The 14427-nt window shown below is 71.4% G+C and carries 10 protein-coding genes; 6 read left to right on the top strand and 4 right to left on the bottom strand.

Going from position 1 to position 14427, the window contains the following annotated elements:
• The first annotated feature begins 600 nt into the window (after window positions 1–600).
• Entirely contained in the window at window positions 601–2115 is a 1515-nt protein-coding gene (locus ABZT06_RS23370; protein ID WP_355744007.1) for a cellulase family glycosylhydrolase, read from the top strand.
• Between the two features lie 121 nt (window positions 2116–2236).
• The gene (locus ABZT06_RS23365; protein WP_355744004.1) at window positions 2237–3850 is read left to right on the top strand and encodes an alpha/beta hydrolase; all 1614 of its coding nucleotides are present in this window, start codon (window positions 2237–2239) and stop codon (window positions 3848–3850) included.
• A 75-nt stretch (window positions 3851–3925) separates the two neighbouring features.
• On the opposite strand, the gene serC is transcribed toward ABZT06_RS23365, so the two are convergent.
• Window positions 3926–5044 (bottom strand): phosphoserine transaminase, encoded by a 1119-nt coding sequence (serC, locus tag ABZT06_RS23360; protein ID WP_355744001.1) that lies wholly within the window; start codon window positions 5042–5044, stop codon window positions 3926–3928.
• A gap of 89 nt (window positions 5045–5133) precedes the next feature.
• Here serC and ABZT06_RS23355 point away from each other — a divergent pair, with 89 nt between their 5' ends.
• The 3 genes from ABZT06_RS23355 to ABZT06_RS23345 all read left to right on the top strand — a co-directional run bounded on the left by ABZT06_RS23355 (window position 5134) and on the right by ABZT06_RS23345 (window position 9318).
• Window positions 5134–7998: an FAD-binding and (Fe-S)-binding domain-containing protein gene (locus ABZT06_RS23355; protein WP_355743998.1), complete on the top strand. Its 2865-nt coding sequence runs from the start codon at window positions 5134–5136 to the stop codon at window positions 7996–7998.
• 81 nt (window positions 7999–8079) lie between these two features.
• The gene (locus tag ABZT06_RS23350) at window positions 8080–8853 is read left to right on the top strand and encodes a metallophosphoesterase family protein (protein WP_355743995.1); all 774 of its coding nucleotides are present in this window, start codon (window positions 8080–8082) and stop codon (window positions 8851–8853) included.
• A gap of 12 nt (window positions 8854–8865) precedes the next feature.
• On the top strand, window positions 8866–9318 hold the full coding sequence (locus ABZT06_RS23345) for a GNAT family N-acetyltransferase (protein ID WP_355743992.1): 453 nt from the start codon (window positions 8866–8868) through the stop codon (window positions 9316–9318).
• A 22-nt stretch (window positions 9319–9340) separates the two neighbouring features.
• On the opposite strand, the gene ABZT06_RS23340 is transcribed toward ABZT06_RS23345, so the two are convergent.
• The gene (locus ABZT06_RS23340; protein ID WP_355743989.1) at window positions 9341–11095 is read right to left on the bottom strand and encodes a protein kinase; all 1755 of its coding nucleotides are present in this window, start codon (window positions 11093–11095) and stop codon (window positions 9341–9343) included.
• Window positions 11096–11362: 267 nt separating this feature from the next.
• On the opposite strand from ABZT06_RS23340, the gene ABZT06_RS23335 reads away from it, so the two are divergent.
• The gene (locus ABZT06_RS23335) at window positions 11363–12298 is read left to right on the top strand and encodes an EamA family transporter (RefSeq protein ID WP_355743986.1); all 936 of its coding nucleotides are present in this window, start codon (window positions 11363–11365) and stop codon (window positions 12296–12298) included.
• A gap of 158 nt (window positions 12299–12456) precedes the next feature.
• On the opposite strand, the gene ABZT06_RS23330 is transcribed toward ABZT06_RS23335, so the two are convergent.
• Window positions 12457–12972: a hypothetical protein gene (locus ABZT06_RS23330; RefSeq protein WP_355743983.1), complete on the bottom strand. Its 516-nt coding sequence runs from the start codon at window positions 12970–12972 to the stop codon at window positions 12457–12459.
• Between the two features lie 705 nt (window positions 12973–13677).
• Complete coding sequence (locus ABZT06_RS23325; RefSeq protein WP_355743980.1) at window positions 13678–14421, bottom strand: class I SAM-dependent methyltransferase; 744 nt, start codon at window positions 14419–14421, stop codon at window positions 13678–13680.
• Between the last annotated feature and the right edge of the window lie 6 nt (window positions 14422–14427).

Here is a 14427-nt window from a genome sequence, read left to right as displayed (position 1 = left end):
GGCTGCCGCGGTGGGGGCCACCGGGCCTGCCTTGGGTGCCGTCGTCGTCCGTCCTCTTCAGGTTCCTGTGAGCTGTCCGGGCCTCCCTGCCGGTGTCGGGGATCATGATGCTCCCCGCGGTGGTCATGCGTCGGCGGTCCGACGGCGGGCTCGGGCGCCTCGCCGCCGTAGGGCCGCCGCTGCGGGGACCAGCACGCCCGGCCGCACCCCGACCCGGATCGGCGCGAACCGTAGCCCGACCGGCTGGGCGCGGGGCACGCCCTGGAGCTCGATCTCCTCGACTGCCGGGGCCACCCGCGAGGGGACCGCTGGGTCGAGCAGCAGGCGCTGCTGAGGGCCGGGGCGCGGCCCGTGCGTCCGCGGCGACGTTCCTGCCGTCGGCCGTGCGTCGTTTCGAGAAGCTCAGCCGCTGCCCCAGGAGACCGGGTCTGCCGTCAGCGGTGCGGAGGTTCCGGGAGCTGAGCCCGTGACGTCACGTGCACAAGGCGACGTCCAGTGTCTTGACGTGTTCATGTGAGCTGACTTCCATGGGAGGTGCAGGGTGGTGGGAGCGCTCCCACCGGGTTCCGGGCCCGCGCCTCCTGAGAGGAAGCAGCGAACATGTTCCGCAGCTTGCGAAGAGCGCTGTGTGCGGTGGCGGCGGCTCTCCTGTTGCCGCTGGGGGCCGCTGGTCTTCAGACGGCCGACGCCGCCGAGGCGGCCGGCGCCGGCTACTGGCACACCAGCGGCCGCCAGATCCTGGACGCGTCGGGGCAGCCGGTCCGGATCGCCGGCATCAACTGGTTCGGCTTCGAGACGGACAACCACGTCGTCCACGGCCTCTGGTCCCGCGACTACAAGTCCATGATCGACCAGATGAAGTCGCTGGGCTACAACACGATCCGCATCCCGTACAGCGACGACATCCTCAAGTCGGGCACGGTCCCCAACAGCATCGACTTCTCCAGCGGCAAGAACGCCGACCTTCAGGGGCTCAGCTCCCTGGGCGTCCTGGACAGGATCGTGTCGTACGCCGGTCAGGACGGTCTCAAGGTCATCCTCGACCGGCACCGCCCGGACTCCGGCGGCCAGTCGGCGCTCTGGTACACCGCCGCGGTGCCGGAGTCGACGTGGATCGCCAACCTCAAGGCGCTCGCGACGCGCTACAAGGGCCAGGACACCGTCGTAGGCATCGACCTGCACAACGAGCCGCACGATCCCGCCTGTTGGGGCTGCGGTGACACCGCCACGGACTGGCGGCTGGCCGCCCAGCGGGCCGGGAACGCGGTGCTGTCCGCCAACCCCGAGCTGCTGATCTTCGTCGAGGGCGTGCAGACCTTCAACGGCGTCTCCGGCTGGTGGGGCGGCAACCTGATGGGCGTCGCCCAGTACCCGGTGCAGCTGAACGTCGCGAACCGGGTCGTGTACTCCGCCCACGACTACGCGACCAGCGTGGCCCAGCAGAGCTGGTTCAGCGATCCGTCGTTCCCCGCCAACATGCCGGGGATCTGGGACAAGTACTGGGGCTACATCTTCAAGCAGAACATCGCCCCGGTGTGGGTGGGCGAGTTCGGCACCACCCTCCAGTCCACCGTGGACCAGAAGTGGCTGGCGGCGCTCGTCTCGTATCTGCGCCCGACCTCGACGTACGGGGCCGACTCCTTCCACTGGACCTTCTGGTCCTGGAACCCCAACTCCGGTGACACGGGCGGGATCCTGAAGGACGACTGGCAGACCGTTGACACGGTGAAGGACGGGTACCTCGCGAGCGTCAAGGCGCCGGGATTCCCCGGCTCGGGCGGCGGCCCCGGCCCCGGCGACCCGGGCGGCTCCACGGCGGCCTGCACGGCCACGTACACGGTCAGCAGTGACTGGGGGAGCGGCTTCAACGCCGAGGTGAAGGTGACCAATTCGGGCACCACGGCCCTCAAGTCCTGGACGGTGACCTGGACCTGGCCGGGCTCGCAGAAGGTCACCTCCATGTGGAACGCGTCGTACACGCAGACCGGCTCGACCGTGACCGCGACCAACGCCGCCCACAACGGTGCTCTCGCGGTGGGCAGTTCGGCGAGTCTCGGGTTCGGGGGCGCGCCCGGGGGCGGGGGTGTGCCGAGTGTGAGCTGCACGGCTGCGTGAAACCCGCACGTCGTGCGACGGAGGCACTTGGTGTGGTCCAAGTGCCTCCGGATCAAAGGAGTTTCAAATCTTTCGCTCAGAGGTTTCTCATACGGAGATTTATTCGACAGGATGCGGCCTCATGAGAAGAAGCACAGTCGTGTTGTGCGGTGCGACCGTCGTCCTCGCGGGTACCGTCACGGCCGTTCCTGCCGAGGCCACCCCCTCCCTCACCACGGCCACCACCCAGGCGGTGGCGAAGGTCAGCTGGAAGAAGTGCGGCACGGAGGACTCACCGACCCTCCAGTGCGGGTCGGTGAAGGTGCCGCTCGACTACGCCAAGCCGAAGGGGCGGCAGATAACCCTGGCCCTGTCCCGGGTCCCGCACACCGCGAAGAAGTACCAGGGCCCGCTGCTGGTCAACCCCGGCGGCCCCGGCGGCAGCGGTCTCGGCCTCGCCGAATTCGTCGCGGGCGCGCTGCCCAAGGCGGTCGCGTCCCAGTACGACGTCATCGGCTTCGACCCGCGCGGCGTGGGCGAAAGCAAGCCCGCCCTCGACTGCAAGCCGGGCTACTTCAACCCGGTGCGCCCGGACTCCGTGCCGAGCACGCCCGCCATCGAGAAGGCCAACCTGGAGCGCGCCAAGTCCTTCGCCGCCGCCTGCGGCCGCAAGTACGCGGACGTGCTGCCGTACATCAACACGATCAACGCCGTGAAGGACATGGACTCGATCCGTAAGTCCCTCGGCGCCAAGAAGATCAACTACTTCGGCTACTCGTACGGCACCTACCTCGGCCAGGTCTACGCCAAGCTCTTCCCGACCCACGTGCGCCGCCTGGTGCTGGACTCGATCGTCGACCCCGACGGGGTCTGGTACGACGCCAACATCTCGCAGGACTACGCCTTCGACGCCCGCCAGAAGGCGTTCATGGCGTGGATCGCCAAGTACGACTCCACCTACAAGCTCGGCACCGACCCGGCCAAGGTCGGCGCCAAGTGGTACGCCATGCGGGCGGCCCTCGCCAAGACCCCGGCCGGCGGCAAGGTGGGCGCCTCCGAGCTGGAGGACACCTTCATCCCCGGCGGCTACTACAACGGCTACTGGCCCTCCCTCGCCCAGGCGTTCGCGGCCTACGTCAACGACAAGAACGTCACCCCGCTCGTCAAGGCGTACGAGGGCATGGCGGCCATCGACGCCTCCGGCGACAACGGCTACAGCGTCTACACCGCCGTGCAGTGCCGTGACGCCGCCTGGCCGCGCGACTGGAACCAGTGGCGCAAGGACAACTGGGCCGTGTACGAGAAGGCCCCGTTCATGGCCTGGAACAACGCCTGGTACAACGCGCCGTGCGCGTACTGGCCCACCAAGCAGCTGAAGCCGGTCAGCGTCGCCAACTCCAAGCTCCCGCCCGTGCTGCTGTTCCAGGCGACGAACGACGCGGCCACCCCCTACCAGGGCGGCGTCACCGTCCACCGGCTGCTCAAGCACTCCAGCCTGGTGGTCGAGCAGGGCGGCGGCAACCACGGCATCTCGCTGAGCGGCAACGCCTGCCTGGACAAGTACCTGGTGAAGTACCTGACCGACGGCACGGTGCCGCGCGGCCACGGCACGGCCGACGCGGTTTGCAAGAAGCTGCCCGACCCGACGCCGTCGGCGCCCCAGTCGGCGAAGGCGGCCCTCAGCGGCACCTCCGCCCCGGCCCCCGCCGTCTCCGGCGGCACCACCCTGCACGGGATCCTCGGCTTCCGGGGCTGACACCCACCCGAGCAGACGAACGAGAGGGCGCCCGGCATGTCGCCGGGCGCCCTCCTCGTCGTATGTCCGAGACGACTACAGCTTCTCGATCACGTAGTCGACGCACTTGGTGAGCGCCTCGACGTCCGCCGGGTCGATCGCCGGGAACATCGCCACGCGCAGCTGGTTGCGGCCGAGCTTGCGGTAGGGCTCGGTGTCGACGACGCCGTTGGCGCGCAGGACCTTGGCGATCGCGGCGGCGTCGATCTCGTCGGAGAAGTCGATCGTGCCGATGACCTGGGAGCGCTTGGCCGGGTCGGTGACGAACGGGGTCGCGTGCTTGGACTCCTCCGCCCAGCTGTACAGACGCGTCGAGGAGTCCTTCGTACGAGCCGTGGACCAGGCGAGACCGCCCTGGCCGTTGATCCACTCCAGCTGCTCGTTGAGGAGGAACAGGGTGGCCAGCGCCGGGGTGTTGTACGTCTGGTTCTTGCGGGAGTTGTCGATCGCCGTCGGCAGCGAGAAGAACTCCGGGACGTGGCGGCCGGACGCGTGGATCCGCTCGGCGCGCTCGATCGCGGCCGGGGAGAACACGCCGATCCACAGGCCGCCGTCGGAGGCGAAGGACTTCTGCGGGGCGAAGTAGTAGACGTCCGTCTCGGCGATGTCGACCGGGAGACCGCCGGCGCCGGAGGTGGCGTCGACCAGGACCAGCGCCCCGGAGTCCGCGCCCGCGACCCGCTTGATCGGGGCCGCGACACCCGTCGACGTCTCGTTGTGCGTGAACGCGTACACGTCCACGCCCGCCTCGGCCTGCGGCTCCGGGTGGGTGCCGGGCTCGGAGGAGATCACGGTCGGCTCGCCCAGCCAGGGGGCCAGCTTGGAGGCCTTCGCGAACTTCGACGAGAACTCGCCGAAGGTCAGGTGCTGCGACCTGTTCTCGATCAGGCCGTGCGTCGCCACGTCCCAGAAGGCGGTGGAGCCGCCGTTGCCGAGGACGACCTCGTAGCCCTCGGGGAGCGAGAACAGCTCACTGATGCCCTCGCGCACCCTGCCGACCAGGTTCTTCACCGGGGCCTGGCGGTGGGAGGTGCCGAGGAGGGAGGTACCGGTTGCGGCCAGCGCGTCCAGCGCTTCCGTCCGCACCTTGGAGGGGCCCGCGCCGAAACGTCCGTCGGCGGGCTTGATGTCAGCGGGAATCTGGATCTCAGCCACGAGGGGAGCGTAGCCGTTGGGGGAAACCTGGTCGAAACGTAGTCCGTCGGGTGAGACGGCGGTGTTGACCCGGCTGGTTTGCTGGAGTCATGACGGATCTTGAGGCCGAGCTGCGCAAGGCCGTCCGGGGCGAGGTCGGTTTCGACGTCACCTCCCGGGCCCTGACCACCATGGACGCGTCCAACTACCGGCGCGTCCCCCTCGGGGTCGTCGCCCCGCGGGACGCCGACGACGTCGCCGCCGTACTGGAGGTCTGCCGCACCCACGGCGTCCCCGTCGTCCCCCGCGGCGGCGGTACCTCCATCGCCGGGCAGGCCACCGGTACCGGAGTCGTGCTGGACTTCACCCGGTACATGAACCGGCTTCTGGCGATCGACCCCGGGGCGCGTACCGCCGTGGTCCAGCCCGGGCTCGTGCTCGACCGGCTCCAGGACGCCGCCGCCCCGCACGGACTGCGGTTCGGGCCCGACCCCTCCACCCACAGCCGGTGCACGCTCGGCGGGATGATCGGCAACAACTCCTGCGGCGCGCACTCGGTGGCGTGGGGCACGACCGCGGACAGCGTGGCGGAGCTGGACGTCGTCACCGCGCGCGGGCAGCGGCTGCGGCTCGGACAGGAGTGGGCCGGGGCGCCCGCGGGACTGCGGGACCTGGTCGACGGCGAGCTCGCGCGCCTGCGGACCGGCTTCCCCGAGTTGCCCCGCCGGATCTCCGGCTACGCCCTGGACGCCCTGCTGCCGGAACACCGGGCCGACGTCGCCCGGTCCTTCTGCGGCAGCGAGGGCACCCTCGGCGTGCTCACCGAGGCCGTGGTCCGGCTGGTGGAGGCGCCCCGCGCGCGTGCGCTCGCCGTCCTCGGGTACGCGGACGAAGGCGCGGCCGCCGAGGCCGCCGCCGGACTGCTGGTGCACCGCCCCCTGACGGTGGAGGGCATGGCGGCCGACCTGGTGCCCTCGGCGGCCGCGCTGCCGCGGGGCGGCGCCTGGCTGTTCGTGGAGACCGGCGGCTCCTCCGAGGCCGAGGCACGCGCGCGTGCGGCGGAGATCGTGCGCGCGGCCGACGTCCTCGACGCCCTCGTGGTGACCGACCCGGCCGGGCAGCGGGCCCTGTGGCGCATCCGCGAGGACGCCAGCGGCACGGCGACCCGGATGCCGGACGGTACCGAGGCGTGGCCCGGCTGGGAGGACTGCGCGGTGCCGCCGCAGCGGCTGGGCGCGTACCTGCGGGACTTCAGGGCGCTGATGGTCGCGCACGGGTTCCGGGGGACCCCGTACGGTCACTTCGGCGACGGCTGCATCCATGTCCGCATCGACTTCGACCTGCTGACGGAGGCGGGAGTCGGGAGGTTCCGCCACTTCTCGGAGGAGCTCGCCGACCTGGTCGTGGCGCACGGCGGATCGCTGTCCGGGGAGCACGGGGACGGCCAGGCGCGGGCCGAGCTGCTGCCGAGGATGTACGGCGACGAGATGGTCGGGCTGTTCGAGCGGGCGAAGGCGGTGTGGGACCCGGACGACCTGCTCAACCCGGGGATGCTGGTCCGCCCGGCGCCCTTGGATTCCCACCTCCGCTTCTCCGTCCTGCCCCGCGAACCCGTCGACGTCGCGTTCGGGTACCCGGCCGACGGGGGTGACTTCTCCGCCGCCGTACGACGCTGCGTCGGGGTCGCGAAATGCCGTACGACCTCGGCGTCCGGGCCTGCCGTCATGTGCCCGTCCTTCCGGGCCACCGGCGAGGAGGCGCACTCCACGCGCGGGCGTGCCCGGCTGCTGCACGAGATGCTGGCCGGTGAGCTGGTCACCGACGGCTGGCGCTCTACGGAGGTCCGTGACGCGCTGGACCTGTGCCTGTCCTGCAAGGGCTGCCGGTCCGACTGCCCGGTCGGGGTCGACATGGCCACGTACAAGGCGGAGTTCCTGCACCACCACTACGCGGGCCGGCGGCGCCCGGCGTCCCACCACAGCATGGGCCGGCTGCCGGTGTGGCTGCGAGGCGTGGACCGTATGCGGGCGGCCGCGGTGGTCAACGCCCTTGCCGCCGTACGTCCGTTGGCCGCCGTCGCCAAACGGCTCGGGGGGATCGCGCCCGAGCGGCGGATCCCGAAGGTGGCGACGGAGACGTTCAGCCGGTGGTGGAGCAGGCGGGCGGCCCGTGGCACCGGCGGGAGAACGGTCATCCTGTGGCCGGACACCTTCACCGAGCACCTCTCGCCCTCCGTGGGGCAGGCGGCCGTACGGGTGCTGGAGGCGGCGGGGCTGCGGGTGGCGCTGCCGCCCACCGTGCACCTGGAGAAGCCGCCGGTGGGCGACGGCAGGACGGTCGCCCTCGACCCCGTGTCCCTGCTGCGCGGCCGGGGACGGGTCTGCTGCGGTCTGACGTACGTGTCGACGGGCCAACTCGACCGCGCCCGTACGGTGTTGCGCCGCACCCTCGACCTGATGGCCCCGGTGCTGGAGACCCGGGCCCCGGTCGTCGTCCTGGAACCGAGCTGCGCGGCAGCCCTCCGCGCCGACCTGCCGGAACTGCTGCACGACGATCCGCGGGCCGCCCTTCTCGCCTCCCGGGTCCTGACCTTCGCGGAGGCGCTGGAGCGACTCGCCCCCGACTGGCGGCCACCGGCCCTGAACCGCCCGGTCACCGGCCAGACCCACTGCCACCAGCACGCGGTCCTGGGCGACACGGCCGACCGCCGACTGCGTGAAGCGGCGGGCCTGACCGGCGAGTTGACCGGCGGCTGCTGCGGCCTGGCGGGCAACTTCGGCTTCGAGAAAGGACACTTCGAGGTGTCGCGGGCCTGCGCGGAGGAACAACTGCTCCCGTCGGTACGCCAGGCACCCGAGGACGCGGCGGTACTGGCCGACGGGTTCTCCTGCCGCACGCAACTGGAACAGCTGGCCGGGGTGCGGGGACGGCACCTGGCGGAGGTGCTGGCGGAGGCGCTCGACCGGAGGCCGTGAGTGCGCGCCCCGGCGGGCAGGGGTGGGCGCACCTGGAGGCGGGCAGGGGTGGGCGCGCCTGGAGGCGGGCAGGGTGGGGCCATGACCGACTCCTCCCTGCACCGCGTCGCCGTACTCTCCGACATCCACGGCGTGCTGCCCGCGCTGGAGGCGGTCCTGGCCGAGCCGGAGGTGGCCGCCGCGGACCGTGTCGTACTGACCGGGGACATCACCGCGGGACCCCAACCGACCGAAGTCCTCTCCCTGTTGAGGGCACAGGGCGAGCGCGTGCTGTGGCTCTCGGGCAACGCGGACCGGGAACTCGTCGAGTACCGCAGGGGAGAACGGCCGGAGATCACCGACCCGATCGGCGCCTACGCCGCCACCCAACTCACCGACGAGGACGTGGAGTTCCTTGCCGCGCTCCCCACCACCCGCACCCTCACCGTCCGCGGCCTCGGCCAGGTCCTCTTCTGCCACGCCACCCCCCGTGACGACGAGGAGGTCGTCCTGGTCGACAGCCGTCCCGACCGCTGGGCGGAGGTCTTCGAGGACGTTCCGGAGAGCGTGCGCACGATCGTCTGCGGCCACACCCACATGCCCTATGTCCGGCTCGCCCACGGCCGGCTGGTCGTCAACCCGGGGAGCGTCGGCATGCCGTACGGCCGCCCCGGCGCCCACTGGTGTCTGCTCGGCCCGGGTACCGACCTGCGGGTGACGCCGTACGACATCCCGGCGGCCGTCGGACGGCTCGTCGCCGAGTGCGACTGGCCGGGGATCGCCGAGTGGGCGGACCTCTACCTCAACGCGCGGGTGACGGACCGGGAGGCACTGGAGGTGTTCGGGCCACGTGACGGCAGGGAGCCCATGGCTTGAGAGACTCCGGCCATGGATACCAGCACGTGGACCCTGCGTCTCGCAGAGCCGGACGACGTCGAGCCGATAGCCGAGCTGCGGGCCGTGGTGATGCGTCCGGACCTGGAGCGGCTGGGTCGGTTCGACGAGCACCGGGTGCGGCAGCGGTTCCGGGACGCGTTCGTCGCACGGCACATGTCGGTCATCGTGACGGAGGACCGGTTCGCGGGCTGTGTCGCGCTGCGCCCCGCCGAGGACGCGCACTGGCTGGAGCATTTCTTCCTCGACCCGGAACTCCAGGGCCGCGGACTCGGCTCGGCCGTCCTGCGCACCCTCCTCGCCCGGACCGACGCGGAGGGCGAACCCGTCCGCCTGAACGTCCTCCAGGGCAGCGCGGCCCGACGGCTGTACGAGCGGCACGGGTTCACCGTGGAGAGCGAGGATCCGGTGGACGTCTTCATGGTGCGGAAGCCGCGCACGGTCTGAGCAACCCGGCCCCGAGGAGCAGTCAGCCGAGGGTCCAGGTCTGGTTGTCCCGTCCGTTGCATTCCCAGAGGACCGCCACCGTTCCGGACGCACCACCGAAAATGTCCACGCACTTCTGCGACTGCGCGGCCAGCAACTCCGTGCCGTCGAGGCGGAACCGCTGACTGCCGCTCCCGTCGCATCCGGCCAGCTGGATCGCGGTGCGGTCGTCGGTCGCCCCGCCGGCCACGGTCATGCACTTCCCGGCCGACCGGATGATCCCGGAACCGATCCGCCAGCGCTGCTGGGCCGAGCCGTCGCACGTGGCCTGGAACAACTGTGTCCCCTCGGCCCCGTTGCCGCGGCTCAGGCACTTCCCCGAGGCGGCGACCACCAGGGCATGGCCGGTCGGAGCGGCCGTGGAGCCGGAGCCGCTCTTCGTGGACGTGTCGCCGGTTCCGGGATCCGCCCCGGTGCCGACCCCTGCGGCGTCGGTCGCCGACCGCGACGCCGAGGGGGCCCCGGTCGGCGGCGACGTGGCGCCGGTACTCGGGGAGCCGGACGGGGAGGGCGTCACGGACGCGGGCGAGGACGGGGACGGGGACGTGGCCGGAGTGCGCGGCGCGGTCTGATCGCCCGCCGCGGTCGTTCTGTCCGATGCCGGGGCGCTGGTGCCGCCCTTCTCCACCGTCTGTGTCACCAGCAGCGAGATGGCGATCAGTACCGCCGCGGTGACGGCCGTGCCGAGCACGACCGGTTTCCTCCACCGTCGCGAGCGCGGCGAGCGCGGCGGCGGGCCGTCCGGGGCGGCTCCGGCAGCGAATGCCACGCGCTTGCCGTGATACGGCTTCGTCTCGGGTTCGGGAGTGGGTACGGGTTCGGGAGCGGGCTTTGGCTTCGGCGCCCGCTCCGGGAGATTGCCGGGCCCGGCGCCCGGGGCGCGCCCGGCGGGGGAGGCGTGTCCTTCGGTGGCCCCTGTCGGGGCGGTGGCAACCGTCCGCAGGAGACGCTCGGCCTCCTCGGCGGACAGCCGCGCGCCGGGCTTGGTGGCGATCAGACCGTTGATCAGCGGGGTGAGCGGTCCGGCCTGTCTGACCTCGGGCACCGGGCCCAGGGCGATGGCGTACATGGTCTCCGTCACCGACTCCCGCAGGAACGGTGAGTGGCCGTCGACCGCCTGGAAGAGGGTCGCGCCCAGCGCCCATAAGTCGGCCTCCGGGCCCGGTCTTTCGCCGGCGAGGCGCTCGGGGGCGATGAAGTCGACCGATCCCACGAGCTGGCCGGTCACGGTGAGGGTCGAGGTGTCGGACGCCTGGGCGATACCGAAGTCGGTCAGGACGACCCGGTCGTCCTCGGTGAGCAGCACGTTGGCGGGCTTCACGTCCCGGTGCAGGACTCCGGCCCGGTGGGCGGCCCGCAGTGCGGCGAGCACGCCGAGGCCGATCCTGGCGGCCTCTTCGGGCGGGACCGGGCCGTGCTCTCGGATCACGTCGGCGAGGGTGGTGGAGGGGACGTACTCCATGACGATGGTGGGCAGGCCCTCGTCGTCCACCACGTCGTGGACGACGACGACATTGGGATGGCTGATCCGGGCGGCGCTGCGGGCCTCTCGGCGGGTCCGCTCGAAGAGGGTGGCGAGATCGCCCTCGGAGAGGTGGGGCTGGGGGTGGAGCCTCTTGACGGCGACATGGCGGCCGAGGACGGTGTCGTGGGCGCGCCAGACGGTGCCCATACCGCCTCGGCCGATGCGGTCGAGGATGCGGTACCGGCCGGCGATCAGCCGTTCTTCGTCAGACAAGGTTCTCCCCCAACGGCACCTGATCTCCGGCCCGTTGAAGGGCACGCAGTGTCGAGCGGGTAATCATACTTTCAAGCGAGAGCGTATGTCGGAGCCCGACATGCCGACGCCGGGGCAGACGTTCCCGCCGAACGGTCGATGATCGGCACCCGCCGGCAGCCCCATGGGACAGTCGCATATCGGGTTTACGCACATGACTCAGTCCACTACTGTGAACTGAATAGTGCAGCACGATGGACGAACTCCAAGTCAACCCCTGGAAGCCCCGTGACCACCTCCAGCAGCGCCCCGACGTCGTCGCAGAGCACGGCCCCGGTGGCCGCCACGCCCACCCCCGGGCCCCGCCGCTTCGGCTCCCTCGGCCCTGTCGGTCTGGTGCTTGCCGGAGGAGTCTCCGTGCAGTTCGGCGCGGCGCTCGCCGTGACCCTGATGCCGAGGGCGGGCGCCCTGGGAGTCGTGACCCTGCGACTGCTGGTGGCCGCGCTCGTCCTCCTCGTCGTCTGCCGCCCCCGGCTGCGCGGGCACTCCCGTACCGACTGGGGCACGGTCGTCGCCTTCGGCCTCACCCTCGCCGCGATGAACGGCCTCTTCTACCAGGCCGTCGACCGCATCTCGCTCGGCGCCGCCGTGACCCTCGAGTTCCTCGGCCCTCTCGCCCTCTCGGTGCTCGCCTCCCGCCGCGCGGTCAACACCGTCTGGGCCGCGCTCGCGCTCGCCGGCGTCTTCCTCCTCGGCGGCGGCGACTTCGGCGACCTGGACCCGGTGGGCGTGGCCTTCGCGCTGGGCGCGGGCGCCATGTGGGCGTCGTACATCGTCTTCAGCGCCCGCACCGGCCGCCGCTTCCCGCAGGCCGACGGCCTCGCCCTGGCGATGGCGATCGGCGCGCTGGCGTTCCTGCCGCTCGGCATCGCGGAGTCCGGCACCAAGCTGCTCGACCCGGTGACCGTGGGCCTGGGCGCGGCGGTGGCCGTCATGTCCTCCGTCCTGCCCTACACCCTCGAACTCCTCGCCCTGCGCAACCTCCCCGCCTCCACCTTCGCGATCCTCATGAGCCTGGAGCCGGCCATGGCCGCCCTCGCGGGCTTCCTGATCCTGGACCAGTCACTGTCCCCGCTCCAGGCGCTCGCGGTCGCCTTCGTGATCGCGGCGAGCATGGGGGCGGTACGGACCCAGGTGGGACGGGGCAGGGCCGGCACTCCGTGAGTGAAACCGGTGCGGGGCTCCTGGCCCTCCGCGCCTTGGCTCGGGCGTGGTCCGCCGGACTCTGGCAGCGATCACGGGAGCTGTCACTGTCAGTGAAGCGCCGGGATGCGCCGTGCGATCGTGGCCCATGGATGAGCTTTTCGGCAGTGCCTCGTCCATCAGGTCTCGTCGGGACTGTCCGCGAGAGATCCGCCTATCCAGAAGGACAGTGCCTTTTGATCTTTGCTCAGTGAGCGACGTATGGCGTTGACCAACTGCACCTGCGCTCGAGCGGGCGCCCTGTTGGCCTGCGCGAACTCCTCCTGGCTCAACGGATCGCGTGCCGGGTCGCGTGCCGGGTCACGTGCCACCTGGTTGAGGAACTCGTTGATGGCCTTGCCGAAGTTGTCGATCTCCACCGCGACGGGCGCGGGGGCGACCAGGCTGGCACGGGTCAGGGTCGCGCTCCACTCGCTCCAGTCGTAGTCCCAGCCTTGTCGGCCGGCGTGGGCGCGGCTGATGATCATGGTGAATTTGGCGTAGTGGCTGATCAGTTCCTGGTAGGCGACCAGCTGCTTGTCCCGCAGCCACTGACGGTCCTGGGCCCGGTGCGTGACGATGCCCCCGACCAGGACCCCGATCGTGGCGGACAGCGCCCCGGCGGCCGTTGTCACCAGTGTGTCCAGCAGTGCCACCCCAAGCCCCGTATTCCCCGTCCGCTCGAACATCGGCGGCTCGAACCTACTGGTGACCAACCTCCGGTGACAATGCTCAACCGCCATGGCGCAGGAGCCAGAGCGGCGGGTCACGCGAGCAATGATCTTTTTGCTGCGGTGACGGCTCCCTCGGTGCCGCCCGAGCTCCAGCGGAGCGTGTCCAGCCGGTACCCCGGCTCACGGTCAGGAATCGAACGGTCCCTCCCCGTGATCGCTGACAGAGCCGTCCGCCGGCCCCGGAGGCGTGAGCCCGCCGGCTCCTCCCGCCCGGGGACATGCTGCTGGCTGTCGCCCGCCAGGCCCGCCGTCCGAGTCCGCCCAGGCGGTACGTGCCGTACCGGGGCGCGTGTTCGGGCTCGCGCGAGGGGTGCTGCGGCGGAACCGGTCGAGGCTACTCCCGCCGTCGCCGTCGCCGTCGTTGCCCGGCGGGGCCCCGTGGGACTCGGAGGCGTGAGCCCGGCGCATTTCCCACGAAGACCTGCTGCTCGCTGTCGCCCTAAGGCCTGCCGCTCGAGTCCGCGCACCGGGCCGTACGTGCCGCGCCGGAGCGCGGGTGTCCGGGTTCGAGCCAGGGGTTCTGGTGCGGCGGAACTGGAGTGAGGCTTCCGGCGCCGTCGTGGCCCGGCGGGCCCGTGGGGCTCGGAGGCGTAGTCGCGGGCGCCAGGCAGACGTCGTTCCGGGGCTTCAGGGCATGGGCTTCTCCCACACGGAGACATGCTGCTCGCTGTCGCCGGTGAAGGGCTGCCGTTCCCAGTCCTCCCACCGGTCCCGCAGCCGCATCCCGGCCAGCCGGGCCATCAGGTCGAGTTCGGCGGGCCAGACGTAGCGGAAGGGGATGGACCGGAACGAGCCCTGTCCGTCCTCCGTGACGTTGACGTGGTGGGAGGCCATCGCCTGGGTGGCCACGTCGTACGTGTCGAAGCCCAGGCGCCTCTCGCCGACGTGGAAGGGGACGGCGTTCTGCCCGGGCGGGAGTTTCCGCAGCTGGGGGACCATGACCTCGACGACGAAGGTCCCACCCGGCTCCAGATGGCCGGCGACATTGCGGAAACAGTCCACCTGGGCATCCTGGGTCGTCAGGTTCATGATCGTGTTGAAGAGCAGGTAGCCGACCGAGAACGTGCCGGGCGCGCGGGCCGTCGCGAAGTCCCCGATCGTCACCCCGACCGCCTCACCGCCAGGCTTGGCCCGCAGCCGGTCCGCCATCGCCCGGGACAGCTCGATCCCGTGCACCTCGATGCCCCGCCCGGCCAGCGGCAACGCGATCCGCCCGGTGCCGACGCCCAGCTCCAGGGCCCGTCCCTCTCCGGCCAGCTCTGCCAGCACGTCCACGGCCGGCTCGACCGCCTCGGGTGCGAACATCGCCGCCGACGACTCGTCGTACGTCGCCGCGACGGACTCTCCGAAGTATCCGTCGTCATCGATCACCGGGGG

Origin of the sequence: Streptomyces sp. NPDC005483 (assembly GCF_040606035.1) — a bacterium.
Lineage (GTDB): Bacteria > Actinomycetota > Actinomycetes > Streptomycetales > Streptomycetaceae > Streptomyces.
This window is presented reverse-complemented; position numbering and strand designations above follow the sequence as displayed.